This is a genomic window from bacterium (assembly GCA_040755755.1).
Classification (GTDB): domain Bacteria; phylum SZUA-182; class SZUA-182; order DTGQ01; family DTGQ01; genus DTGQ01.
This window is the reverse complement of the sequence record JBFLZW010000030.1, coordinates 165,026-189,645: the sequence shown is the minus strand read 5'-3', so window position 1 is coordinate 189,645 and position 24,620 is coordinate 165,026. Positions and strand designations below refer to the sequence as shown.

Annotated in this window: 24 protein-coding genes and 1 pseudogene; 2 read left to right on the top strand and 23 right to left on the bottom strand. The window is 50.2% G+C overall.

Annotated elements, in window-relative coordinates:
* Positions 1-15: 15 nt before the first annotated feature.
* The 9 genes from AB1611_10160 to fabG all read right to left on the bottom strand — a co-directional run bounded on the left by AB1611_10160 (position 16) and on the right by fabG (position 10,427).
* Positions 16-2,427 carry a hypothetical protein gene (locus AB1611_10160; protein ID MEW6379955.1) on the bottom strand — a complete coding sequence of 804 codons (2,412 nt, stop codon included), beginning with the start codon at positions 2,425-2,427 and terminating at the stop codon, positions 16-18.
* A gap of 1 nt (position 2,428) precedes the next feature.
* Positions 2,429-3,091 carry an outer membrane lipoprotein carrier protein LolA gene (locus AB1611_10155; protein MEW6379954.1) on the bottom strand — a complete coding sequence of 221 codons (663 nt, stop codon included), beginning with the start codon at positions 3,089-3,091 and terminating at the stop codon, positions 2,429-2,431.
* Entirely contained in the window at positions 3,088-4,578 is a 1,491-nt protein-coding gene (locus AB1611_10150) for a radical SAM protein (GenBank protein MEW6379953.1), read from the bottom strand. The genes AB1611_10155 and AB1611_10150 overlap by 4 nt, the downstream gene beginning before the upstream one ends.
* A 2-nt stretch (positions 4,579-4,580) precedes the next feature.
* Positions 4,581-5,888, bottom strand: coding sequence for an AMP-binding protein (locus tag AB1611_10145; protein ID MEW6379952.1), 1,308 nt, complete (start codon positions 5,886-5,888; stop codon positions 4,581-4,583).
* Complete coding sequence (locus AB1611_10140; protein ID MEW6379951.1) at positions 5,888-6,586, bottom strand: lysophospholipid acyltransferase family protein; 699 nt, start codon at positions 6,584-6,586, stop codon at positions 5,888-5,890. Before AB1611_10140 ends, AB1611_10145 begins: the two co-directional genes overlap by 1 nt.
* An 89-nt stretch (positions 6,587-6,675) precedes the next feature.
* The gene (locus AB1611_10135; protein ID MEW6379950.1) at positions 6,676-6,927 is read right to left on the bottom strand and encodes a phosphopantetheine-binding protein; all 252 of its coding nucleotides are present in this window, start codon (positions 6,925-6,927) and stop codon (positions 6,676-6,678) included.
* A gap of 21 nt (positions 6,928-6,948) precedes the next feature.
* Positions 6,949-8,184, bottom strand: a complete 1,236-nt coding sequence (locus tag AB1611_10130; GenBank protein MEW6379949.1) for a beta-ketoacyl synthase N-terminal-like domain-containing protein — start codon at positions 8,182-8,184, stop codon at positions 6,949-6,951.
* Positions 8,175-9,689 carry an NAD(P)-binding protein gene (locus tag AB1611_10125; GenBank protein MEW6379948.1) on the bottom strand — a complete coding sequence of 505 codons (1,515 nt, stop codon included), beginning with the start codon at positions 9,687-9,689 and terminating at the stop codon, positions 8,175-8,177. The genes AB1611_10130 and AB1611_10125 overlap by 10 nt, the downstream gene beginning before the upstream one ends.
* Positions 9,690-10,427, bottom strand: a complete 738-nt coding sequence (gene fabG / locus AB1611_10120) for a 3-oxoacyl-ACP reductase FabG (GenBank protein ID MEW6379947.1) — start codon at positions 10,425-10,427, stop codon at positions 9,690-9,692.
* Positions 10,428-10,532: 105 nt separating this feature from the next.
* On the opposite strand from fabG, the gene AB1611_10115 reads away from it, so the two are divergent.
* The gene (locus AB1611_10115; protein MEW6379946.1) at positions 10,533-10,727 is read left to right on the top strand and encodes a hypothetical protein; all 195 of its coding nucleotides are present in this window, start codon (positions 10,533-10,535) and stop codon (positions 10,725-10,727) included.
* Positions 10,728-10,784: 57 nt separating this feature from the next.
* Here the strand turns inward: AB1611_10115 and AB1611_10110 are convergent.
* Positions 10,785-10,871, bottom strand: a pseudogene (locus AB1611_10110) (alpha/beta hydrolase).
* A gap of 224 nt (positions 10,872-11,095) precedes the next feature.
* Between AB1611_10110 and AB1611_10105 the strand changes: the two are divergent.
* Positions 11,096-11,641 carry a TMEM165/GDT1 family protein gene (locus tag AB1611_10105; protein MEW6379945.1) on the top strand — a complete coding sequence of 182 codons (546 nt, stop codon included), beginning with the start codon at positions 11,096-11,098 and terminating at the stop codon, positions 11,639-11,641.
* A gap of 249 nt (positions 11,642-11,890) precedes the next feature.
* On the opposite strand, the gene AB1611_10100 is transcribed toward AB1611_10105, so the two are convergent.
* The 13 genes from AB1611_10100 to AB1611_10040 all read right to left on the bottom strand — a co-directional run bounded on the left by AB1611_10100 (position 11,891) and on the right by AB1611_10040 (position 24,592).
* Positions 11,891-12,184 (bottom strand): type II toxin-antitoxin system RelE/ParE family toxin, encoded by a 294-nt coding sequence (locus AB1611_10100; protein ID MEW6379944.1) that lies wholly within the window; start codon positions 12,182-12,184, stop codon positions 11,891-11,893.
* Entirely contained in the window at positions 12,181-12,390 is a 210-nt protein-coding gene (locus AB1611_10095) for an addiction module protein (GenBank protein ID MEW6379943.1), read from the bottom strand. Before AB1611_10095 ends, AB1611_10100 begins: the two co-directional genes overlap by 4 nt.
* A 729-nt stretch (positions 12,391-13,119) precedes the next feature.
* Complete coding sequence (gene pstB, locus AB1611_10090) at positions 13,120-13,992, bottom strand: phosphate ABC transporter ATP-binding protein PstB (GenBank protein ID MEW6379942.1); 873 nt, start codon at positions 13,990-13,992, stop codon at positions 13,120-13,122.
* Positions 13,989-14,834: a phosphate ABC transporter permease PstA gene (gene pstA / locus AB1611_10085; protein MEW6379941.1), complete on the bottom strand. Its 846-nt coding sequence runs from the start codon at positions 14,832-14,834 to the stop codon at positions 13,989-13,991. The genes pstB and pstA overlap by 4 nt, the downstream gene beginning before the upstream one ends.
* A complete protein-coding gene (gene pstC, locus AB1611_10080) occupies positions 14,831-15,817 on the bottom strand; it encodes a phosphate ABC transporter permease subunit PstC (GenBank protein ID MEW6379940.1) in 987 nt (328 codons plus the stop codon). The genes pstA and pstC overlap by 4 nt, the downstream gene beginning before the upstream one ends.
* 46 nt (positions 15,818-15,863) lie before the next feature.
* Positions 15,864-16,913, bottom strand: coding sequence for a phosphate ABC transporter substrate-binding protein PstS (gene pstS / locus AB1611_10075; GenBank protein ID MEW6379939.1), 1,050 nt, complete (start codon positions 16,911-16,913; stop codon positions 15,864-15,866).
* Between the two features lie 205 nt (positions 16,914-17,118).
* Complete coding sequence (locus AB1611_10070; protein MEW6379938.1) at positions 17,119-18,690, bottom strand: HAMP domain-containing sensor histidine kinase; 1,572 nt, start codon at positions 18,688-18,690, stop codon at positions 17,119-17,121.
* Between the two features lie 4 nt (positions 18,691-18,694).
* The gene (locus tag AB1611_10065) at positions 18,695-19,099 is read right to left on the bottom strand and encodes a response regulator (GenBank protein ID MEW6379937.1); all 405 of its coding nucleotides are present in this window, start codon (positions 19,097-19,099) and stop codon (positions 18,695-18,697) included.
* A 251-nt stretch (positions 19,100-19,350) separates the two neighbouring features.
* On the bottom strand, positions 19,351-20,157 hold the full coding sequence (locus tag AB1611_10060; protein ID MEW6379936.1) for an FAD/NAD(P)-binding protein: 807 nt from the start codon (positions 20,155-20,157) through the stop codon (positions 19,351-19,353).
* Between the two features lie 41 nt (positions 20,158-20,198).
* Complete coding sequence (locus tag AB1611_10055; GenBank protein ID MEW6379935.1) at positions 20,199-21,248, bottom strand: 4Fe-4S dicluster domain-containing protein; 1,050 nt, start codon at positions 21,246-21,248, stop codon at positions 20,199-20,201.
* 13 nt (positions 21,249-21,261) lie between these two features.
* The gene (locus AB1611_10050; protein MEW6379934.1) at positions 21,262-22,086 is read right to left on the bottom strand and encodes a 4Fe-4S binding protein; all 825 of its coding nucleotides are present in this window, start codon (positions 22,084-22,086) and stop codon (positions 21,262-21,264) included.
* A complete protein-coding gene (locus AB1611_10045) occupies positions 22,083-22,571 on the bottom strand; it encodes a hydrogenase iron-sulfur subunit (protein MEW6379933.1) in 489 nt (162 codons plus the stop codon). Before AB1611_10045 ends, AB1611_10050 begins: the two co-directional genes overlap by 4 nt.
* Before the next feature lie 44 nt (positions 22,572-22,615).
* On the bottom strand, positions 22,616-24,592 hold the full coding sequence (locus AB1611_10040) for a CoB--CoM heterodisulfide reductase iron-sulfur subunit A family protein (GenBank protein ID MEW6379932.1): 1,977 nt from the start codon (positions 24,590-24,592) through the stop codon (positions 22,616-22,618).
* Positions 24,593-24,620: the final 28 nt, after the last annotated feature.

The window sequence follows — 24,620 nt, the reverse complement described above, 5'->3', positions numbered from 1 at the left end:
ATACCATGATAATTATCAGAGGCCGCATACTGGCAAAGGTTCCCTTTCCACTTTAATCCATTGGGCATACAGGGCAGGGACAATCATCATCGAGGAGATGAATCCTGGGAACACCCCTGCCGTCAGGGTCAATCCGATTGAAAACAGGACCGGATGCCGGGCAAATAGCAATACTGCGGTACCAACCAGCGTGGTGATCGCCGACAATGATATCGCTGTCCGGGTTCCGGTATTTAATCGATACTTGCACGCATAGACCATGAATATGCCATAATCGCTGGTCAGGCCAGCCACGATCATGGCAGCCATGATATTGGCCGCATTCAAGGGTAAACGCATAAGCGGCATGATGCCGAGAGCCACCGCAATACCCGTGACCGAGGGAAGAAGGGCCAGGATGGACAGCCGGATGCTTTTCAGCAGAAGAAGGGTTATGGCCGCAACCAATACGGCAGCAATGCCCGATAAATAAACGGTTTCGGAAAAGACCGACCGGGAAAGCGCCTGGGAAAGATTTTTCCGGGACACGACAAAGGTTCCCGGATAACGGCTGCATATGGCCTTGAGCGATGAGAGATAGTGATCTTTATCCGGGAAAAAGGACAATACCCTGAAGCCATCCTTGCCTTCCTTTCCTTCCATGATAAAACGATCTCTTAATCGCTGCAAGGGGGTAAAATCCCCCACAATCGCTCCTGTATACAGGCTCTCGAAGAAGGGAGAAAAGGCATCCTTCGAGAAATGATACTTCTGGCCGTATTCGGAAAGAAGATTTCTCAATTTTTCTTCCCTTCCCTGTTTCCAGAAACGGACCCATCGGTTTGCATTCTCCTGCCGGGTTTTTCTCGATGGCCAGAGCAAAGCCAGGCTTGAAATATTATCTTCGCCTATCCGGCCCGCTGCCTGGTGATAGACCTGCTCGTTCCGCTCCAGGGCTTCTTCCAGATTTTCCCCCGGCACGACCAGAACCGCCGGGGCATCCTTTCCTCCCCAGATATGATGAAATTTCTCCTCAGTCTGGGAAATCTTCCGATCACTTCCATCGAACTGTCTGATGTCGGCATCGAAGGTCAATCGCGAGCAGAGAAGGAGAGCGGCAATGATCATTACTCCCCCGAAAAGAATTTTCCGGGTATCCGATATGGCCACCTGCCGGATAGGAGAGCTCCTTCTGACTGCGGCTAACAGCCTGCTGTCATGGTGAGCGCAAAGGAGATGCGGCAAGATAAAGAAAGACCCCAGGATGCACAGGGTGATGCTGATAATCGAGAAAGCGGCCAACTGATAATACCCCTGAACATGGGAGAAGAAGAAGGCGATAAAAATGGCCACCGTGGTCAGTGCCCCGGTGAGTACCGGCCCGGCTATCTTTTTAACAATAGCCGCAGAGTTGTCGCCGGTGCGAATAACCGCTGTATACACATAAATGCCATAATCTATGACAAACCCGACAACAACTCCTCCCATGCCGATGACTAAATAGGAGAGCTTATCGAATATCATCGACGACAGGCTGGTAGCGACAAGAACAGCGGCCATGGGCAGTACAAAGACAGCAATCGCTCTGATATCCTGGAACAGGAGCAGGAATAAGAGCACAAAAGCGACCGAGGCTATAATGGTCATGATGCGAACATCTCTTTTCAGGACATCTTCATTACTTATGGAGTGAAGGTGCCCGGCCACGATGTCTGCGAAGACAAAGTCGGGCAAAGACTTCAGGCGGTCAAGCAGGAAGGCGTGCAATTTCCGGGAACCGAATCCGTCGGTAAGGACTACCGGAGTTTTCAGGATGAGCAGGGCATGCCTTCCATCCTTGCTGATAAAGTGCCCGTCTTCGAGATTGACTTCATATCCCAGGCTGGTATAAAGGGTGCGGAGATTGCCCAGTACCCTGGCCTTTATCCCCAAAGGATCCGAGCGGATGAAGGGCACCATGAAGCTGCTGGCAGGGGTTAAAAGGTGCTGAAAATCCCTGGCCAGGCTGTCTTTGACTCCCTGGGGGGTTAGCAACCGATCGATGCGGCAGAGGTCTTTTTGACTGGCCAACTGGGGAAAACCTGTCAGCAGGGTATCGATCTCACTAAGCATCTCGGTTTCCGACACTCCGGTCATCACCTCGGTCACCAGGGGGGACCTGAGAGAAGCGGCTAATTGATCGACGGCCTGAATGAGCTCCTTCGTCGAATGGCCGGAAGACTTTATGCCTAATGAGATGAAAACCTTGTCTGAAAGATCGGATTCTCTGAAAAACCGGATGGAGCGAACAACTTCCTCATCTGCCGGAAGCATGGATTCCACATTGTTGTCAAAGGAAATGGATCTCAGGCCAAGGGCCGAGGCAAGGATGATTACCCCTATCAATCCAGGAAACAGATATTTCCTTCTCTGTATCCGGGGAGAAGGTGAGAGAGAGCCGTCAGACACCCTATTTCACCTCCCAGGCCCTGGCATCGATGGGAATATTGAGCTGAGTATCGGTAAAGGTAAGGAGGGTGCCATCTCCATTCTTTTCCTGGATGGAGATTGTTTGAATGTAGCGCTCATCCTTATCGAAGGTAACGGTGACACTGGTAATGGCTTTACTGGCCAGGGCATCTTTGCGGGGATCGAACTTCAGGCAAACCGGATCATGATTCAGGACCCTCACCTCGTAGTGCTCAAGCAGTGAAGTATAGGTACCGGAAAACCATTCCTGCAACTGCCGGGTGACAATTTGATATCCGGGATTCTTCGCCAGGGATATGTGCTGGACCTTCCCGCTCTCTTCATCCCATTGAGTTACTGCGCCGCCTTTTATGAGCAGGGAATAGCGGACCGGATCTTTGACATGCCAGGCGAAAAGATCAGGCTTTTGCAGAAAAATAGTTCCTTTCAGGATGAGCTTGCGATCGAAAACCGCGAGATTTTTCTCCTGAGTGAAACTGGTCCTGAGTGTTTTTATGCCGGACATTTTCCCTTCCAGCCTTTTCAGGATCGTAACGATTTGCGGCGTATCCGGACGACCGGCTTCCTGCATTGCCGGTTCACTGAGGCGGCATATTCCGAACAGTAAAAACCATACCATGAACACTATTGCCTGTTGTTTCAAGCAACTGCCTCCTGACTGGTATTTTGCCAGACCTTTATCTCCCCTCGTGCCAGCACCTGACCGCCCCGCACCACGGTGCCCTGTACCAGCCCAAAATCACCATACTGGACAGACTGGGTTACCATCACGGTCAGGGTATCGCCGACACAGGCACTCCCCAGAATCTCCAGATTTCTGGCTCCCAGCAGAAATCCATCGGGCGGCGATTGAGATGTGCCAAGGTATTTGAATCCCTTTTGAGCTGCAACGGCCTGGGCCATCATTTCAAGATAGAGGGTCTGGTCGATCATGCCGTTTTCATCGACCCCGGGCATATCTTCCCGGATAGTTACCGAAACTTCCGCTGTCCGCTCGCCCAATTTGAGCAGGGAATCGATGACCCGCATCGGTTCTTTCTGCGGGATAATCTCATGGGCCGATATCGGCAGGGTAACGATTTCATCCTGACGGTCGGCGTTCTTCCAGCATAAGGGGTCCGAGGCCAGATAATCTCCGGTCAATTGATAGGCCGCCCCCCGGCAGCCGTAGCAGCTCTCGAGTTTTTCGCACCTGCGGCAGGGGCCTTTGATGGTGTGACGGAAGTTTTTGAGGTCCCGGACAACCTCACTCCCCTGCAAGATATCGGAAAGCCTGTGCTCCCGGATATTGCCGATAGGAATACCCACCCCGACACAGGGCATTACATCCCCCTGCGAATTGACCAGGCAGGAAAACCGGTGCCGCAGGCACTTGTTGCCGACCAGAGGAGGCTGAGGGTCCCAGCACTGGCCATATTGACGGCGGTCGATGTCGGCGATCTGCTGAAATACGTCAAACACTTTTTTTGAATCGACCGCTAACCATGCATTCTGTCTGGCATTGCCCTGGGGAGTAATCATTTCAAAATAGGGAATAATGTTTTGATTTCGCAGCCACTGCCACATACCTGCCAGATCATCGATATTCTGCCGGCAGATAATGGTGCTGACTGCCAGAGGAGCTTTTTCGGAGGGGTAGCCTGCCTGTTTCAAATGCAAAAACGCAGTCTGGATGATTTTGTAGGCTCCCTTTTTCCCGGCCAGCATATCCTGGGTCTTTTCATCATGAGTATTCATCTTGAGGACCACCATGACCTGATGGTTGAACAAATACCCGGCCACGGCAGCCGTGATCTGAAAGCCGTTGGTAAACATCTCGATATCGAGACCCTGCTGCCGGATAAAGGCAATTACTTCGAGAATGTGGGGATAGACCATCGGCTCGCCGCCGAGGATAACGATTTTTCTGGCTCCAAGGTCTTTGGCCTGGAGAATAACATCCCGGATTTCTTCTTCCGTCAGTTCATGTTCGAACACAGAGCTTTCCGGCTGGTAGCAATACGAGCAGCGAAAATTGCAGCGCAGGCTGAATTCGATCTCCAGAGAAAGGAGCCGGTCAGCTCTTACTGCCTCTTCGATTTCTTCCCGGCTGAATTCAAAGTTACGAATCTTGCTTGGGCAGGTTTGCATGGTTACTTCATCCCCTGTCGTTTATCCCGGAACCGGATCGGTTTCCTCGATTTCGGGTTGAACACCTGTTGCCGTACCGCTTCCGGAGAATCGATCACCACCGACGGTTTCACCCGCAGCCGTGCCTGAAGCCGGTCCTGAATAACCTCAGCCGTACATGAGGCGTCGTTGACCGCCGCATAAATGGTTATGGTGTCAGACAGATTGCTCTCGCGGCTGACGACAAGATAATATTCACCGACCGCCTCGATTTCGTCCAGGGCTGAATATACTGCCTGGGGATAAAGGGTGGTCCCGCGGATCTTCATCATCTGTTTCTTTCTCCCCAGGATCGGACCCAGGCGGGGAGAGTTTTTTCCGCAGGAGCAGGGTTTATCGATCAGGAAGCTTACATCTCCGGTTTTAAACCGTACCAGCGGCATTCCTTCAACCGCCAGCGGAGTTATCACTACCTCCCCGATAGTTCCGGCAGGGACTGCCCTGCCCGCTTCATCGACGATTTCAAGAACCGCCAGGTCCGGATGAAGATGCCCTCCCTGCCGGGCACTGCATTCGCAGAATGTGGTCACCACTTCCGAAGAAGCGTAGGTGGAAAAGCATTGAGCCTGCCAGATTTTTTCCAAATCTTCCCCGATCTTCAATAACTTGAGATATTTATCCCGTAACGGCTCACCGATGCATATCAGTTTGGATACCCTGAGTTGACCAGGATCGACTCCCCTTTCCTGCACATAGAGGCCCAGTTTCTTGAGAAAGGTCGGGACTCCAACGATAATTGTAGGATTCATTCTCCTGATGATTTCCCAGTGACTTTCCACACTATTCTGGCCACTCCTGATTGCTGCCGCCCCGACACTGCGCACCCCCAGGAAATACGCCAGACCAGCCACAAAACACCGGTCTATGGTACAGGTCAGCAGCACCACATCATCCCTGGTCATTCCACATCCCTGGAAGGAGATTTCCTCATTGTAAGCAAGCCGCCTGAGATCATGCTCCGTGTACATTACCAGAGTCGGGCTGCCGGTTGTTCCGGAGGACAGGACAATATCGACGATTTTATCCGGGGCAACTGCGCACAGGTCATGGTTATATTTTTCGATCTCGGATTTATCCGTGAAGGGAAGCCGGGATATCAGGTCGAGGGTTATCTTTTCAAAATCAAGGTCAATATCTTGTAACACCCTTCGATAATACGGGGAATGCTCACGGCAATAAACAAGATGTTTTCGCAACCGGCCCTCCTGCACCTCTCGTATCGCTTCCGGGCTGGAAAACGAAATTTCCCGATACCGGGACAGCTCTGTCATTATCTATTTCCCTCCATACCAGCCAGTTCCCGGGCAATAATGTCCCGCACCATGTTTTTTAACTTAAACGAGGTTAAATCTTTGTATTTTTCCCAGGGCAGGGCTGGTAATTTATGCATCCTGATTATTCCCGGATGAAGTATGAGAGAGCCCCGATGGGGCTTGTCTTCGTTTCCGGAAATACATATTGGCACAATCGGGCACCGGGCTTCGAGAGCGACCCGGAACACTGAGCTGTGAAACGGCCTCATGACGCTGCTCCCGGAACGGGTTCCTTCAGGAAAGGCAATGATGGAAACTCCCTGGTTGAGGAGATCGATCGATTTGCGGGAAAATTCCTCAAACGACATCTCTCTGATGCTGAGATAGCCAGCCAGCCGGGCAAATGTCCCCAAAACCGGTATCCGAAACGGCCAGATGTTTACCACCTGGACACATTCGTAGGGCAAACAGGCCATTAAAAAGGCATCCGAAGCGGACCGATGGTTGCAGACGAAAAGATACGGTCCCTCAGGATCGGCTTTTCCATAATCCCGGTACCGGACCCGGGCAAAAGGAAAGGGAAAGACCTTGATGATAATAAAACCATACCAACTGATAGCACGGCGTAACTGTCTCATGATGCCGCGGTGTGACATGAATACCGAAAGAAGAGCAAGATACAGGATGAAAAGCGGTATAACCGTTGCCGAAAACACGAGAAACGCTCCATAAAAAAAGGTGTTTAACAGTATAACGCTGAGGCCATCCATGGACTACCCCTCTCAAGGTCCGGGAACTATGTTCTTCAACGGTCAATAACTATATTTTTGGCAAACTGATGAATATCTTCCAGGGTCCGGATTTCTCTCATCCGCTCATCATTGTGTATTTTTATCTTGAACTTGTTTTGCAGAGCCACAACCAAATCTACAATATCAAGGCTATCCAGCCCCAGATCCTGAAAAATATTCACCTGGGGCTGGAGCTTTTCCGGCGCTATTTCAAACGACTCGATAAATACCTCGTTTACCTTGGTGATTATTTCTTGCTCAGTCATAGATATCCTTTTTGCTGCTGGTTATTCAGAGGGCACTTTTTTACAGATCAAGGCAGCATTGATCCCCCCAAAGGCAAAGCAATTCTTGAGCAGGACGCGGATCTCCCGGTTCAGGCATTCCTGTACATGAAAAATCCCCTCGCATTCCGGACTGACCGTTTCCAGATTGTGCGTAGGATAAATCCTGCCTTTCTTCATCATGATCAGGGAGGCGATCAGTTCGATCGATCCTGACGCCCCCAGGGTATGTCCAAAGTAGCCCTTCAGACTGCTTACCGGTACGGAATTTCCGAAAACCTCCCTGATCGCCTCGGCCTCTTCTTTATCTCCCTGGATGGTTGCCGTGGCATGGGCATTGATATAGTCAACATCCTGTGGGGTGAGAGAGGCGTCTTGTAAGGCCTCACTCATACACGAGACGATTGCTTCCTTATAGGACTGGCTGACATTGATTCCATTTCCACTGGTGTTATAGCCGATGATTTCAGCGTATATCCTGGCACCTCTTTGCCGTGCGCGTTCATATTCCTCCAGAAGGAGCATGCCGCTTCCTTCACCGCAGACAAGGCCGTCACGTTTGCTGTCAAAGGGCCGGGGAGTTTGATGAGGAGCATGGTTATACCGGGCCGAAGTTGCAACCAGGACATCGAAAGAGCCGGTTACCGTAGGATGGAGCTCCTCCGCACCGCCGCACACCATGGCTTCCTGTCTTCCCAGCCTGATCAGGTCGTAACCCGCTCCCAGGGCCTGCAGGGCGGATGCGCAGGCTGCCGAAGTGGCGGTAACATACCCATGAATTCCCAGATATCGGGATACATTCATGGTCGCTGTGTGGGAAACACATTGAAAAAACTGGGTCGACTTTAACTGAGTCAGATCTTTGTTCGGCAATATTATTTCAAATGCCTCGTTCAGGCTCTCGGCGCTTCCCATAGTCGAGCCGATGATGCAGCCGATCCGTCCCGATGATAAGCTCTCCTGTGGTATCCCGGCATCAGCGATTGCCTGCTGGCTGGCCTGTACGGCAAAAATGCTCATCCTGCCCATCAGCCGCCGGTACTGCCGCGGGATTTCCTTCTCATTTTTCAACTCACAAGGTGCCCCCACCAGACAGCGCAGGCCGTTATACCGGTCCCATCCCTCCATGGAGCGAACAGCGCTTTTCCCCTGTTCGATTCCCTCGATAAGAGAGGGAACGTCCTGGCCTAACCCGCAGACTGCACCAACTCCTGTTATGACTACTCGCTTCAATTGCATAATCTCTGTTCGATAAACCGGGTGAATGTTTCTTTGCCAACTATGCCCCGGCCCATGATAAACGATGACATCATTGCCCCTACCAATCCGGGTAACAGGGCGCTCTGACCGGCAACGTAGATGTTGCGAAGGTGAAGCCTTCCAAAAAGGTTATACTGTCCGACTTTTTGCTTTATGCCATAAGCTGACCCCTCGGGTGAATGCAGATAATCCCGGTAGGTCAAAATCGAAGCCGCATCCATCACCTGAAGGGAGTTTTTGAATTCCGGATAGAATTTATGGATGCGCTCGGTTATACTCTCAATTCGCTGCTGTTTGTATTTTTGGTAATCCGCAGGCCTTTTGCCGGTTTGTGAATCTTTCCAGGCAACTGCATGTTCGAAAAAAGATGGTTCGAAGGCACTTACCAGCCGGTAGGTTTTCCCGTTGACTGCCTCCAGATACTTCATGATAATCAACGAAGGCGTGCCGGAATATTCCGGATCGAGCATCTGATTCAAATCCCCGGATGGGAGAAGAGTAACAATCGAGGGCTGGAAATTATCTTTGTTTTCACCTTCAGGACCCTCAGCCTGGAGGACCCCGAAGAGCGAAAAAAATCCGGCTGACGATTCAAAGGCCGATATCCGGTCAATAAAGGCTTTGCTCAAATATTTCCGGGGCAGTATCTTGAGTATCTCCGTGGGGTGGATAGTCAGAATACACCGGCTGCAGGTTATTTCTTCTCCCGTGTTCAGAACGAACCGCTGAACGGAATTATTTTTGATATCGACCATTTCGCTCAGGTATCTGTTATTCATAATGTCAACATCATAGCGGGCAAACTGTTTCTCAAAGGCTTGAATAAAGGCATCTCCGCCCCCCTCAACCCGGGCCATCGATTCATATTGATTCAGACATATCCTGCTGTGATTGGCAAAAGAGACCTCCTGCGGTTTCACGCCGTAGCACAGACAATACGCCGATAACACGCCTTTTAAGGATTGATTGTCAGTTAACTGGTTCAGGACCTGATCAAGGCTGATGAAATCTTCGTCGAGCATATCCGGGGACAGGGAAATCCTGCTTAAATCAGTAGTAACAGTTTGCCTGCAAACCTTCTGTACCAGAGCGAAATACCGGTCAATTGCCGGGCATTCGTCAGGGAAGTATCCTTTTAACTTACTTTGCAGATTCTGTATTCCAGCCGGCATCTCGTATGAATTTTGTTCCGCTTCAAAAACGAGCTGATTGGCTTTCTCATGGAGGAGGAATACAGGGTGGATATCTTCCTCGATTTCGAGGACCGAAAGCATCTGGCGAAGGATCCCATTGTCGGAAAGCCCTCCGGTAAAATGAAATCCTATGTCAAACGGGATACCCTGTTTGTAAAACCTGGCCATCGCTCCGCCAAGGTGAGGATTTTTTTCCAGGAGCAGGACCTTGTGTCCATTCATGGCCAGAAGGAGAGCAATGGTCATACCGCTTACCCCACTGCCAACGACGAGGTCATCATAGCGCTCCATCTAAATAGCCAGCCCCCCGTTGATGCCGATAACCTGACCATGAATGTACATATGCTCTTCGGTGCATAAAAAGTTAACGACCGAGGCCACATCTTCCGGAGTCCCGAACCGCTGTAATGGAATGAGGGGGATTACTTTGTCTTTGGGGATTTCCCTGGTCATATCCGTTTCAATCATTCCCGGAGAAACGACATTGACCAGGATATTTTTCTTTCCGACTTCTCTGGCCAGGGCCTTGACTGCACCGATCAGTCCGGCTTTGGAAGCGGAATAATTCACCTGACCTGCCTGCCCGATCTGCCCGGAGACCGAAGATATAACCACAATGCGTCCCTGCTTCTCACGCAGCATGGGAAAGAGCACCAGGTGCATGATATTATAGAACCCGTCAAGATTAGTGGAAAGAACCGTGTCCCACTCCTCTTTTGTCATCCACATAAAAAGATTATCCCGGGCAACACCGACATTATATACCACCACCGAGGGAGCATGCGCTTCCACTTTTTCTCCCAGAGCGGCTTTTGTCTCATCGTAATTAGCGACATCGAAGGAAAACAGATCACAGAGCCTGCCTGCCTGTTCCACTTCTGCCCTGACTGTCTGCGCAGCTTCATGATTCTCCCGGTAAGCGAGCCAGATATCAAAGCTCGACCGGGCCAGCCGTAATGCTATCGCCCGCCCTATTCCACGGCTCCCGCCAATCACTAAAGCGACCTTGCTGCGATAATCTTCCGTCATTCTTTGTTTTTCCTAAATTTGGGGAATGCAATAACTTTCAGAGTTTCATCGAGGAATCGCAAAAATAATAATCCAGATTTGCGTAAATAACAAGTGTTATTTTGCTTGAAAATTCACCACCGGGATTTTAACCAATTAGACCGTACCATGCAGTTCTTCTTCGAGAACCTGGTAAAAATCATCCTTTGCCTGCCGTTCGATCCAGGGCTCATGCCCGCAGACCCGTCTATGACCGGATCACAGACATCGGCCTTTGATGCCAATGAGCCGAGCCTGGCAAGTAAGGTATTTTTATCGTGAGCTGCCGGGTCATCCAGAATGCGGATGATGGATGTATATTCCGCTCTGTCCTCCTCCCGGAGCCATCTCTCCTCGTGCACCCGGACCGCCGTGAATGACGGCAACAGAATAGGGAGGATTACCATATTTTCTAAGGTTTGTCATTTCTGATCCGGGATTTTTCAATTTGCCACCTCGAATTCTCTTGATAACTGCATATGAATCCTTTATCCTTCCTAAAAGGAATGGCACTTACATAAGCCAAGCTTATAATAGAGAGAGGACACAAAGCGCACAGGGAAAAACGATCTCCCGCACCGCAAGAAAGGCTTTAGCCTAACAGCCTACAGTCTCAACAACCTGATTACTATCATACTCTCGAGGGAATTATGATCAAGGATTTTTTAGTTCCTTTCCTGACGATTGGAATAGCAGAGCTGGGTGATAAAACCCAACTGGCTATCTTTTGTCTGGCATCGAACACCAGGAAGTATTTTCAACTGCTGTCTGGTGTATTACTGGCCTTTTGTATAGCTGACGGTATGGCCATTATCTTCGGCAACTTCCTGCTTCGCCTTGTTCCCATTGATTATATCAAAATCATCTCCGGGGCCGTATTTATCCTGTTTGGCATCCTGACTCTTGCAGGCAGGAAAGAAGAGGAATCGGAGTGCAGGCTCAAAAATCCTTTTTTATCGGGATTCGGTATCGTGCTGCTCTCCGAAATGGGAGACAAGACCCAGATCGCTTCCGGCCTGTTTGCCACAAAGTTCAATCCCTTCATGGTGTTTCTTGGCGTCATAACCGCTCTGGCTGTTTTATCCCTTATGGCCATATACCTGGGTAAATATCTCCTGAGCAAACTGGACAAGAGAATAATCTCTACGGCTGCCGGTGTATTGTTCATCCTGATAGGAGTATATTGCTTTTTCTGAGTAACTACTTAGGCTTAGAGGGGCAAGATGCCAGGCACAAAGTTACCTTTGTCCTGTTTGTTCTCTTTTTTGTGAGGATTTTTCTCCCTTCCTATCGGGACGCCAATTTAGGAATTGCTCTGTATCTTACTCATGAACTCCCGATATATCCCTTCAAAACAAATGCAGGGTAGGGCTTATGCCCTAATAAAATATCACACGTGTCTGTTGACCGATTTTATTTGGTCCTGGATTTACCGCGCTGCGACCTTAACCCTTTTGGTCAACCCAGTAATCAGGCTTTCTGTGCTGATGAGCAATAGCAATAATCAGTATATGATCTTCTTCAATAGAATAAAGTATCTTGTATGGAAACTTGTGCATTAAACATTTCCGGACTTCGCCACATTCAACCGACCAAGCTGTTGGAAATTGGTTTATTCTTAATATTGAAGCGTTAACTTCTTCTTTAAACTTTTTCCCCAAGCCTTCATATTCAAGTTCATAATATGCAACAGCATCCAAAAGTTCGGCTTTTGCAAGTTCTGTGAATATAATTTTCATTTCTCTTCACGAAAAATCTCTTCCATTGGAATCCCTTTTAATCTACCATTCCTATAAGCACTTAACCTTTTTTCAGCCTCGATAGCCCATATTTCATCAATATTTTTATTCGGCTCATCTAAGCTCCTTAATAAGCCCTCAATAATGGCAAGCTTCTCATGGGGTTTAAGCTGGATTGCCTTTTCCAATATTTCCTTACTGCTCATGATTAATTCCCTTTTCAGATTTAACGGATACCGTTTAATCCTGGACATGCATTATCCAATTCGAAGAAAAATTTGAATTTTTTATTGTTTTCATGGTTTTCATAACAACGAGTTTAATGGACTGGTTAAGAAAGGTCAAGGATTATTTTTGAAGACGGAGTTTTCTCTTTATTTCTCCCTTTGTCTTCCCGAAAAGTTAGGGTCATATCTGGTCTTGATTTGTAATGTCTTCTGCATGCGCCCACAAGTGTTGATATTTCCCGTCATTCCTGCAAAGGCAGGAATGACGGCATTGATGCCGCTTTAACTGGGTACTTACACTTGTAGACTTATCCGGACTTATGCGATTTGAAGAAAGGGGGAACAAAGCAGTTAGTATCTGTCATCCTGATTTCTTATCTGTTTCAGAATAAAAAAAGAGAGTAATTACCCGGTATGGCTGACCGTCTGATATGATGAAGTTTGGTGAGTAAGAGTAACAAATTATTTCAAGGAGATAAGACCATGAACGCTGTTATACAGACATTATTGCTGGGATCCTTATTTGGATGGTTGATTATTACTGTTCCTCTGCCGATTGTTACCGGGATTATTCTTGACTGTCACAAGGTTCATAATTAAGGTGATAAGTTGCAGGTCAAATTACAGGCTGTCTTTTCTATTTTCTGCAACCCCGGCGTCTATAGAAACTAAAGTAAAAATTGAAAATTTTAACGTTATCGATCACCCTTAACCGAAACGGCCGGTTATATAATCCTCGGTCTGCTTGTTGGAGGGGTTGGTAAAAATGTGGGTAGTAGGCCCGAACTCCACAACCCTCCCTCCATAGAAAAAGGCCGTAAAGTCAGAGACGCGGGCCGCCTGCTGCATATTATGGGTGACAATGACGATGGTATATATCGACTTTATCGTCTCAATCAGTTCTTCGATCTTGGCCGTGGCCACCGGATCGATAGCGGAGGTGGGCTCATCCATGAGCAGCACCTCCGGTTCAATGGCTATGGCCCTGGCAATACACAGCCGCTGCTGCTGTCCTCCTGAGAGGGCGGTCCCCGGACGGTGCAGCTTGTCTTTGACTTCCTCCCATAAGGCCGCACGCCTCAGGGCTGTTTCTACGTGTTCGGCCAGCTCACTCTTGGCCAGCTTATAGTGCAGCTTAAGGCCATAGGCGACATTTTCAAAAATGCTCATCGGAAATGGCGTCGGCTTTTGAAAGATCATTCCCACTTTCCTGCGCAGTTCTATAACATCCACCGAGGGCAGGAGGATATTCTCTCCATCCAGCAGGACCTCGCCGGTGGCCCGCTGGTCCCGGTAGAGCTCGAATATCCGGTTAAATACCCTGATATGCGTAGACTTTCCGCACCCCGACGGGCCAATGATGGCCGTTACCTTATTTGGAGCAATGTCCAGGCTGTTGTCCCTCAGAGCCTGATGGTTGCCATAGTAGAAGTTCAGGTTGCGGGTCGATATCTTGGGCTGAATAATCTGAGAAGCTGCCGCTATATATGAGCTGCTGCCGTCCGGATATTTATCGCCCGGTGATCTGGTGTACTGATATGCTGAAAATTTCCGGGGTTCGCCGTTTACGGCTGCATTCATTTCTTTACCTCTTTGAGAGCAAAACGGGCAACTACGGTTAAAGCCAAAACAGCGATCATAATCAGCAGGGAGGCTCCCCAGGCTATTTCCTGCCAGTCGGGATAGGGGGACATGGCATAATTGAATATGGTCACCGTAAGGTTAGCCGTGGGCTGATTGAGAGAACCGGGCCAGTAGGGGCTGTTGAGGGCCGTAAACAGGAGAGGCGCTGTCTCTCCGCTCACCCGTGCGATGGCCAGAAGGACACCGGTAATAAGACCTGTTTTAGCCGCCCGGAATACTACCCCCAGTGTTGCCTTCCACCGGGGAGACCCAAGGGCCAGGGCTGATTCGCGTAAAGCGTTGGGAACGAGCCTCAGCATGTCCTCGGTGGTTCTGGCGACAATGGGCAGCATGATGATGGCCAATGCGGCTGCTCCGGCAAATCCTGAGAAATGGTGCCAGGGGAGAACCAGCAGGGTGTAGGCGAAAAGCCCCACGATAATGGATGGAATGCCCATCATGACATTGCTGGTAAATCGTACTGCTGCACCGAGGCGGGTGCTCTGGCCGAATTCGGCCAGGTAAACTCCGGCTAACAGGCCGGTCGGGACTCCGGCCAGGGTAGCCAGGAGGGTAATCATCGAGGTCCCCAGGATGGCATTGGCCACGCCTCCGCCTCGTAAGCCAGGCGGAGTGGGCAGCCGGGTAAAAAAGGACCAGTTCAGCGAAGCCGAGCCCCGTTTAATGACCTCGTAGAGTATCCAGGCCAGGATAGCTATGCCCAGCAATGCGGCCAGGCTCGACATGATTTTGACGCCAAGGTCAGCCAGTTTCCGGGGTGTCGCCGATCGGATGATCACAGGCCGCCACCTCCCAGACTTTTGCCAATTCTCTTCAGCCAGAGCTGGGCCACGATCTGGATCAGGATAGTAATGACAAACAGCACCAGGCCCAGCTTCACCAGGGCGCTCAGATAGAGCGGCTCGGACGCTTCGGCAAACTCATTGGCCAGGGTCGAGGCGATGCTGTTACCGGCTGCAAAGAGGGATTTTGAAATGGTGTGGTCATTGCCGATAACGAAGGTGACAGCCATAGTCTCCCCAATGGCCCGGCCAAGTCCCAGAAATGTGGCTCCCAAAAGGCCGCGCAGCCCATAGCTGATCGTTACCTTGTGGGTGACTTCCCAGTTAGTCGATCCCAGACCGTAGGCGGATTCCTTTAATACCGGCGGCACCATCCGAAAAACATCCCTGGCCACAGCGCTGATAAAGGGAAGGATCATCAGCGCCAGGATAATTCCAGCCGTGAGCATCCCTATGCCCATAGGCGGCCCTTGAAAAAAGGGTAAAAATCCCAGGGTTTTATTCAAAGCGGGCTGGACATGGTCAGCCATGAAGGGTGCAAAGACAAACAGCCCCCACATGCCAAAAATTATGCTGGGAATGGCCGCCAGAAGCTCAATGCCGTATCCTGCCACCCGTCCAAGTGCCGGGGGGGCCAGCTCCACGAGGAATATGGCGATCGCCAGGCTGAGGGGAACGGCCAGGATCAGGGCAATGGCGGTGGAAACAAGGGTCCCGTAAATACTGCTTGCTGCCCCAAACTCCTGGGTGACCGGATTCCAGGCTTGAGAAACGAGAAACCTGAATCCGAACCTACGTATAGCCAGTTGAGAATTGCTGAGTAAGGCCCAGAATATGCCGACCATCAGGGCCAGAACCACCAGGGCGCACAAGGCGGTCAGGTAGCGGAAAAGCCCATCCGCCTTCTTCTGGATGTTCTGGTGACTGATCGGCTTCATTGCTTTGTTGACCTGTTGAACCATAAAATAGATTCCGGACACAAGTCAGTTATCAGTTTGTACTGACCACTGACCACTGACCACTCCCTTACGGCCAGACAGGCTGACCTGCGGCCTTCATTTCTTTGCTCCATGCTGATTTCACAAGTTTAACCACATTCTGGGGCATCGGCACATATTGGAGGTCTTTTGCTTCTTTCGTTCCATTCTGGAAGCACCAGTCAAAAAACTTGAGCATGGCCCTGGCCTTTTCTGCCTGTGACTGATTGCGGTGAACGAGGATAAAGGATGCTCCGGTAATCGGCCAACTGTTTTCACCGGCCTGGTCGGTCAGGACCAGATAGAAGCCGGGAGCATGCTCCCAGTCGGCGTTGGCTGCGGCAGCCTGGAAAGTCTCGATCGTTGGCTCAACGAATTTGCCTGCCTTGTTCTTCAATAGTACGTGATTCATCCTGCTCTCCAGAGCATAGGCAAATTCGACGTAGCCAATCGATCCGTCGATGCGCTGCACATAAGCGGCCACACCTTCATTCCCCTTGCCACCCACGCCGACAGGCCAGGCAACAGCCTTGTCGGTTCCGACTTTTTCATGCCATTGCGCCGAAACTTTATCCAGGTAATTGGTAAAAATCCAGGTTGTCCCCGATCCATCCGCCCTGTGTACCACGGTAATGGCTTTATCGGGAAGTTTCAGGCCGGGATTGACCTGCTTGACAGCCTCGTCATTCCACCTGGTTATCGTGCCCAGGAAGATGCCACTTAAAAGCTGGGGGGTGAGCTTCAACTCTCCTGCCTTGATCCCTTTGATATTGACAACCGGCACTACCCCTCCCATGATCATGGGGAATTGGATCAGGCCGCCTGCATCCAGCTCTTCTTTCTTCAGTGGGGCATCCGAAGCGCCAAAGTCCACGGTTTTGGCCTTGATCTGTGCTATGCCGCCCCCGGAACCGATGGATTGATAGTTGAGTTTCTGGCCGCTCATTTGCTCATACTTGTGTGCCAATTGAGAGTAAATAGGATAGGGAAACGATGCTCCCGCCCCGTTGATGGTCAACGATTCAACCCGGGGTGCAAAGCCGCTGATCAAGAGAAGCACCGATACCAGAAAACTCCCTAAGCAGGCCCTGATTTTCATGGTATTCATTCTTTTCCATCTCCTTGGGTTATGACTTTTCTCTTTTTCTGAATTTACGCTCCGATTGTTAGCGTTTTGTTAGAGAATAGTTAGAATTCTGTTACGATCACGGATACAGAGAGATATCTCACCAAACCTTTCGGTTAACTAAAATAATGATAATCATTGATCATTAATTGACTGTTAAATTTGTGTAAGAATTTTGCTAGGACCGACATCTCGGCAAAGTGATAAAGAAGCTCGTTCCCTCTCCTTTTTCGCTCTCAACCCGGATCTCTCCCTTGTGGAGATCGATAATCTGTTTGACAATGGATAACCCCAAACCTGATCCTTGCTTTTTCTGCCTTTTGGCGCTTCTGCCTCGAAAGAGAAAATCAAAGATCAGGGGAAGCTCCTCCGCCGGGATCCCGGGACCATAGTCTCTGACAACCAATTGAATGTGATGATTGAGACTCTGACTGCTGATCCAGATCGTGCTTCTCAGCGGACTGTACTTTATGGCATTGTCGAGCAGATTGGTCAGCGCGCGCACCAGCGATTCCTCATCTCCCGGAACAGACAACGGAGTAGTGGTATCTTCCTGGACCTGGATGGAAATCTTCCTGGCACTCGCCAGATGTGATACCAAATCCGTTGCTTTCCGGATCACGTCGGAAATGTTCACTTCTTTCATTTCCCTGCAACTTTCCGTTATCAGGGAGAAATCCAGAAGGTTTTTGACCAGAGTTATCTGATCCTTTATCCTGGCCTCTATCCGCTGAAGCATCTCTCTTTCCTTATCCGGATCGTTTTTCAGATACCCATCCAGAACAACCCGCAGGCAGCTTTCGATGGCAGCCAGGGGTGTATGGAGATCGTGAGCTACCGCCATCATCATCTCCGATTTTCTCCGATCGCTTTCCTCCAGTCTTTGATTGGCTGTTTCCAATTCCTGGTTGGCTTGTGCCAATCGGGAGGCAGCCAATTTGACCTGGTCTTCAACCTCCCGGGTGGCTGCCTGTAATTGTGAAGTCATAAGGTTAAAAGCCCGAGCCAGATCCTCAATCTCGTCTCCGGTATCAAGGCAAACCTGATGATCCAGGTTCCCGTACGTAATCATGGCTGTCTCCCTGGCCAGTTTACGGATGGGAATAATCACCAGATGCCGGATCAGAAGGCCTGCGGTTATGGAGATCAGGATAAGGGTACATATCAGGAACAGCACCATTCTGATATGGCTGCCTCTCATGAAGGCATGAATCCTGGACAGAGAAATAGTGATGCCCAACACTCCGATAATCTTTTTTTGACTTCCATGACATCGATAGCAGGGCTTTTCGTTGTAAATGGGATTCATGATGCCGATAGCCTCGCTCCCGTACGCGGGTTGGAATATCCGGTAATCTTTCATGGACCGGGAGGATGGGAGTTGACTATTTCCCCGGTGGCATTCAATGCAACCTTCAGACTTTTTATCGATAAGCATGCCGATTTCATAGGTATTAGAGGCAACTTTTACCCTCCCGTCCTTGATGATCCTTATCCTGATTATCTTATCGTGATTGACGATATCACCTATCCTCTGCTGAAGGTCAGCCCTCCTGTTCAGCAGCATATCGTGCCTGATGCCCCTTATGACAATGTCGCTCAACTGGTATGCCTCATCTCTGATTAACAGAACCAGATGACGGTAATCTTCCTTGCTGTGAAGGTAAAAGAAACCCATCAGGGCCAGTATGATTACCATGCCGATCCCGGGGATCATTTTACCTTCCAGACATTTGCTGATCTGTTTCATTTTTTTACCTGTCTTTCAGCCACTTATGCACCAATTCAAGTAGCCGTGAAGGATCCGCCGGTTTATCTATCAATTCATCTGCCGGCAGATAATTACCATCCGTATCAGGGGAAAACCGGAACTTGCTGGATTGATGTATAGCCGTGATCATGATGATTGGAACATTGCCGACATTCGGGTAACTTCTGATTTTATGGCCTACGTAAAACCCCTCATCCCTTCTTTCCATAGAGATGTCGAGAATAACCAGATCAGGGAGAACCTTCAGAAATTTGAAAATACCCTGCTGCCCGCTGTAAGCGGTGAACACCTTATAAGAATTTGCTTCCAGCGCAATTCTATTGGCTTCCACCCAATCCGCATCGTCATCGATAATCAATACGCTTTTGGAATCTTCCATCGTATTCATTTTCACTCCTCCCAGAGTGTTAGTATCTGTCATAAGCCGGTGCTGGCAGCAAGCTATCCCCCTCACCCCACCCTCTTCCCCAGAGGGGTTGGAGGGGGAGAGGGATGGAGTGCGAGGGACTTTGCAGCCATTTGCGTGCTATTTGGTATTTCTCCCGCAGAGACGCGGAGTCGCAGAGAATGACTAAAAATGACATACTCTGCGCCTTTGCGTCTCTGCGGGAAATCATTCTTCCATGTCTCGTTGTACTACTAAAATTCATTGGGAAATTCACCAATCTGAGCGTAAGTAAAAACAGGCCCATCCTGGCAGACATAATGTTTCCCGATATTGCATCGTCCGCATTTTCCCAGACCGCACCGTATCTTCATTTCAAGCGTGGTTATAATCCGCTCAGGAGAAAATCCCAGGCTGATCAGACCTTCAATGACAAATTTAATCATGACCGGAGGACCACAGGTGATAACCCAGGATTTTTCCGGCAATAAGTCGATCTCCCTCATGATCATGGGCACAAAGCCGACCCGTCCATCCCACCCAGGCTCTTCCCCTCCAGGGTCTACTGTCCTGATAAGATTGATATCCCTTCTTGATTCCCATTCCCTGAGCTCCCGTTTATAGACCAGATCAGCTACCCGCTCGGCTCCGTATAAGATGGTGATCTTGCCGAAAGACTCCCGGAAATCCAGGCAGTTCCAGATTAAAGACCTGAGCGGGACAATGCCGATCCCGCTACCGATCAGAATGAGATTTTTCCCCGTCAATTCGGGAAGCGGGAACCCGTTTCCATACGGGCCACGGAAACCGATCCGGTCTCCGACTCCGAGTTTATGGAAAGCTTCGGCAACCTTGCTTGCCCTTCTGACACTGCACTCGAGATAGCCCTCCCAGGTGGGAGAGGATGCAAGATAAAAGGTGGATTCCCCTTCCCCGAAAACGGAATACTTGCCAAATTGTCCTGCCTTGAATGAAAAGTGGCGGCGTATCTTCCGCTCCTGGAAGATAAGCCGGAAAGTTTTCACATCCGGGGTTTCAACAATAATATCTTCAATAGCCATAATATGTGGCTGGTAAATACTTTCCATGATTCCATAACCTTTCAAAACTGATGAGACTGCCGGGAGATTGACACTAAAACCTCGACCAGGTCGATTCCCACTGGACAGAGGCTGCGGCAGCGGCCGCAGCCCACACAAGCCAATTGTTGATACCGGTCAAAAGAATATTTGAACTTGTGCATAATTCTTTGCCGAAATCTTCGGTCCTGCGTAGGCCGGGGCTGATGCGTGGGCGTTTGAGTAAAATGGCTGAAGGAACAGGAGTCCCAGACTCTCTTTCTCAAGCCCTGGAAACTGTTATCCTGATAGGTAGACTCATCAGTGAAGTCAAAACAATGACACGTGGGACAAAGAAACGAGCAGGCACCGCAGCCGATGCACCTGGCTGCTGTCTTTGTCCAGAGAGGGTTCTCGAAATTATTATCCAGCCATTTCTTGATGACCCGCAGGTCGAACATCTTATCCTCTCCGAGATAAAACACCATCTCCCTCGTTTGAGCTGATAGGGCCCTGGGCAGGTCTTCCGGTTCCTGAAAAAAATGTGAAAAATACGAAAAGAAATCTTCACCCTTCGGGCTGACGATGTCCACGAGAAACCGCTCGTCCCGAAGATCGGTCAGCATGATATCCATGTTCAGGCTTGCCGTGGGATTGATGCCGACAGAGGTACAAAAGCAGTCCTTGCCCGGTTTCCAACAGGGCTGGCCGATCACCAGCGTATTATCCCGAAGAGCAGTGTAGTGAACATCTATGCCCTTTTCACTAAAGACCCGGTCCATGATTGCCAGAGCTGCGGCGTCACAGGGCCGGACTCCCAGGATGATTCTTGGACCATGATGGTTTGCAGGCTCGGACAGGAGCGTTTCCCTTCCTGTCTGCTGGAATCGAAAAAGACCATCGGCAGGAGGCAGAAAGAATTCCTTGGGAGACCTGGCCGTATTGGAATCCGGCCATCCGATCTCCTCATAGGCAGATATCCGCTGAAAGGCCGAGACAGCTTCACCCTGAACAGGGGCCACAATTTCAAACACGGTTAAAAGGTCGCGCATGAGCTTTTTTAAACTATTGCGGGTAATGAGTTTCGTGGTCATCGATCGAGTGTCCTTATTTTGTCTGAAAGAGGTCTTTTGCTATCCGGGCCATCTTGTGGTATAAAAGGTTTAAGGGCAGTCCCATAGGGCAGACCCTTTCGCATTCCCCGCAGTCGGTGCATCTGTCTGACAGGTGAAGGGCTCTGATGATATGAAAAGCGAGGTTTCCCGATAAAGAGCCTTTTTCAATCCATTGCGGGCTGCTGCTATCTCCAATGCATCTTTCACAGTAGCACAAGGGGCAGATGTTCCGGCAGGCATAGCATCGAACGCACCGACCGAACTGATCTTTCCAGAAATGCCATCTCTCAGGAGTGCTCATCCTGTCCAGTCGATCGATTTTCTCCTGCAGGGAGCCGGAACCTTCCAACGGCTCCTGCTCCGGTTCCCTGGACCGCTCTTGAGGCGAAGAAATTAAAATGTCGCAGATGTGAGGGGTATGTAACTGACAGGAATAACATTTCTCCGCATTTCGGTACGGGCTGTTTCCGACTACTCCCTGGCAGGTCAAGCCGATGATGAGCACGTTATTTCTTTTGATCTGGTTCTCCTGAACGAGAACACAGATCGATTTGACATCGCATCCCTTGGCCACAAGAGCGACCCTGCGATGCACCTTCACCTCTTTCCTGAGCAGATAGGCAGAAAGGTTATGGACACAGTGATCATTCCAGACGAGGGATTTTGCCTCATCCGGTTTCGAAATGAAGAGCGGTGTAACTATACGCTGAAGCGATTCATCATTAGTCCTTCGGAAATATTCGCCATATCCGATAACGAGGGAAACCTCATTCTGATCGAGCAGCTCCTGCGCTTTTTCCTGCAATAACCTGTTCATGACCGGTTTCCTCCTCTGGAGCGGATATCCGGAAGAGGCCCTGCTTCCCGCACTTGGCTCACTACCCGGTCGATCAGTCCGGGCAATTGTACTCCTGCATCTGACAAGTCCCAGGGAAAATGGATTCTCCGGCCATCAAGGCCGCAAAATTCCAGCAATTTTTGAAAGACCGCGAATCTTTTTCGGGCATGATAATTTCCCAGGGCATGGTGACAGGCTCCCGGGGAACAAGCGGAGACAAGAACACCATCCGCTCCTTTCTCAAAGCATTTCAGCAGGAAGATCGGGTCCACCCGCCCGGAACAGGGGACCCGAATAACCTCGATACGGTTGTCTGAAAGCAGGCGGCTCATGCCTGCCGGATTATCACCGATAGATGCACACCGGTTGCAGAGAAAGGCAACCACTCTCGGCTGCCAGTTTTTCTTCTCGAGCGTTTCGCTCCTGCTGGTAACATGGCTGGTAACATGGCTGGGGATAGACATGTTATTTCTCCTTTTTTAAGATTATCCGTATTCTTTCTCTCTAATCACCTCAAACCCAGGGCATTGATCTGGGCATATATCTGCTGGTCGTTAAATCCCTCAAACTCGATACTATGTGACCGGCACTCGGCAGCACAGGTGCCGCATCCCCGGCACTTGTTCGTGTTTACTGATGAAACTATCTTTACGACATCCCCTCTCCGGTTTTTCAATCCCTTGATTTCGATAGCGTTGTAGGTGCAGACCTTTTGACAGAGGAGGCAGCCGGTGCAGGTATTTTCATTAACTCTGGCTACGCTGGGGTCCTGAAAAAGGTCTTTGCTTCCGAACAACCCCAGCACCTTGGCTGCCGCCGCTCCTGCCTGGGCCACGGTCTCGGGGATATCTTTGGGTGCCTGGCAGGCTCCGGCCAGATAGATACCCATACTATTGGTTTCAATGGGTCGAAGCCCTGGATGGGCCTCTGAAAGAAAGTGGTGGAGGTCGTAGGCGATCCCTAATTTCCGCGCCAGATTTTCCACTCCCGAAGATGCAGTGACAGCCGCAGCCAAAACCACCAAATCTGCCTCGATCTCCACCTGCTCTCCGATCATGGCATCCACTCCGCTGACCACAAGACAGCCATCACGAAGAAATACCCTGGACACCCGGCCCCGGATATAGACCGTCTTATACTCCTCAATGGCCTTTCGCACATATTCATGGTAATTGTTGCCCGCAGCACGAATATCCACATGAAATACATAAGCCCGGCCATCGGGACACTGATGCCGGAAGAGCATGGCCTGTTTGGCTGTATAGGTACAGCATATCCTCGAACAGTAAGGTATTCCGTGGGAAGCATCCATCGAGCCGACACACTGGATAAAGACCACACTGCCGGGGATCCTGCCATCCGAGGGTCTGCGCAATAGACCGCGGGTCGGGCCGGAGGCACTCATCAGCCGTTCGAATTGAAGAGAAGTGATAACGTCGGGGTATTGCCCGCCTCCATATTCTGCATATACCTCCCTGGCCATCAGGTCATAGCCTGTAGCCACCACTATCGCTCCCGCCTCTTCAGAGATAATTTCATCCTTCTGCCGGTAGTCAATGGCACCGGTCGGGCAAACTTCCTGGCAAAGGCTGCATGTGCCTTCCTGAAACCGAAGGCAATTTTCCCGGTCAATGATCGCTGTGTTCGGTACAGCATAAGGAAAAGGGAGATAAACAGCCGGTCGGAAGGAGAGCCCTTCGTTAAATTCACTCTTCACGGAAACGGGGCATTTCTGCTGGCATATTCCGCAGCCAGTGCATTTACTGGCATCTACAAAGCGGGCTTTTTTTCTGATTCTGGCAGTAAAATTCCCGGCATACCCTTCCAGCGACTCCAGTTCCGCATAGGGATAGAGTGTTATATTCGGATTCTGTACCACTTCAGCCGCATACGGGGTCATGATGCAGGGAGAGGAGCCCAGAGGAGGAAATATTTCAGCCAGTTGGGCCACATGCCCGCCGATCGAAGGCTTCTTTTCCACCAGGACCACTTCATAACCGCAAGCCGCAATATCGAGGGATGCCTGGATACCGGCGATGCCAGCGCCAATGACCAGAGCCCTCCTGGTAACAGGGAGTTTAACCTGATCAAGGGGACGATTCCATTTCACCCGCTCCACCATCATCCTGACCAGGTTTTTAGCCCTGGCTGTAGCTTCTGACCGGTCTTTATATACCCGGGAGCAATGCTCCTGTACATTGGCTATTTCCAGGAGATAGGGGTTTAGTCCTCCGCCGGTCACAGCCCTGCGGAACGTCACCTGATGCATCCCGGGCGAGCATGCGGCCACCACCACTCCGTCGAGACGCTGCTCACGGATGGTCTTCACAATCAATTTTTGCCCCGATTCGGAACACAGGTATTGATGATCAATAACCTTGACCACCCCAGGCAGCATGGCCCCGTATCGGGATACCTCACGAATATCCACCTGTTCGGCGATACTCGATCCACACCAGCAAACAAATACTCCAATCCGCGACATTAATCCAACTCCTTATCTCTCTCCCACT

What these genes read in the sequence shown, in the direction of transcription:
- AB1611_10150 (MEW6379953.1), bottom strand. Translation starts at nt 4,578, where the DNA reads ATGCAAACCTGCCCAAGCAAGATTCGTAACTTTGAATTCAGCCGGGAA.
- AB1611_10145 (MEW6379952.1), bottom strand. Translation starts at nt 5,888, where the DNA reads ATGACAGAGCTGTCCCGGTATCGGGAAATTTCGTTTTCCAGCCCGGAA.
- AB1611_10135 (MEW6379950.1), bottom strand. Translation starts at nt 6,927, where the DNA reads ATGACTGAGCAAGAAATAATCACCAAGGTAAACGAGGTATTTATCGAG.
- AB1611_10130 (MEW6379949.1), bottom strand. Translation starts at nt 8,184, where the DNA reads ATGCAATTGAAGCGAGTAGTCATAACAGGAGTTGGTGCAGTCTGCGGG.
- AB1611_10125 (MEW6379948.1), bottom strand. Translation starts at nt 9,689, where the DNA reads ATGGAGCGCTATGATGACCTCGTCGTTGGCAGTGGGGTAAGCGGTATG.
- fabG (MEW6379947.1), bottom strand. Translation starts at nt 10,427, where the DNA reads ATGACGGAAGATTATCGCAGCAAGGTCGCTTTAGTGATTGGCGGGAGC.
- AB1611_10105 (MEW6379945.1), top strand. Translation starts at nt 11,096, where the DNA reads ATGATCAAGGATTTTTTAGTTCCTTTCCTGACGATTGGAATAGCAGAG.
- AB1611_10100 (MEW6379944.1), bottom strand. Translation starts at nt 12,184, where the DNA reads ATGAAAATTATATTCACAGAACTTGCAAAAGCCGAACTTTTGGATGCT.
- AB1611_10095 (MEW6379943.1), bottom strand. Translation starts at nt 12,390, where the DNA reads ATGAGCAGTAAGGAAATATTGGAAAAGGCAATCCAGCTTAAACCCCAT.
- pstB (MEW6379942.1), bottom strand. Translation starts at nt 13,992, where the DNA reads ATGAATGCAGCCGTAAACGGCGAACCCCGGAAATTTTCAGCATATCAG.
- pstS (MEW6379939.1), bottom strand. Translation starts at nt 16,913, where the DNA reads ATGAAAATCAGGGCCTGCTTAGGGAGTTTTCTGGTATCGGTGCTTCTC.
- AB1611_10070 (MEW6379938.1), bottom strand. Translation starts at nt 18,690, where the DNA reads ATGAAACAGATCAGCAAATGTCTGGAAGGTAAAATGATCCCCGGGATC.
- AB1611_10065 (MEW6379937.1), bottom strand. Translation starts at nt 19,099, where the DNA reads ATGAATACGATGGAAGATTCCAAAAGCGTATTGATTATCGATGACGAT.
- AB1611_10060 (MEW6379936.1), bottom strand. Translation starts at nt 20,157, where the DNA reads ATGGCTATTGAAGATATTATTGTTGAAACCCCGGATGTGAAAACTTTC.
- AB1611_10055 (MEW6379935.1), bottom strand. Translation starts at nt 21,248, where the DNA reads ATGACCACGAAACTCATTACCCGCAATAGTTTAAAAAAGCTCATGCGC.
- AB1611_10050 (MEW6379934.1), bottom strand. Translation starts at nt 22,086, where the DNA reads ATGAACAGGTTATTGCAGGAAAAAGCGCAGGAGCTGCTCGATCAGAAT.
- AB1611_10045 (MEW6379933.1), bottom strand. Translation starts at nt 22,571, where the DNA reads ATGTCTATCCCCAGCCATGTTACCAGCCATGTTACCAGCAGGAGCGAA.
- AB1611_10040 (MEW6379932.1), bottom strand. Translation starts at nt 24,592, where the DNA reads ATGTCGCGGATTGGAGTATTTGTTTGCTGGTGTGGATCGAGTATCGCC.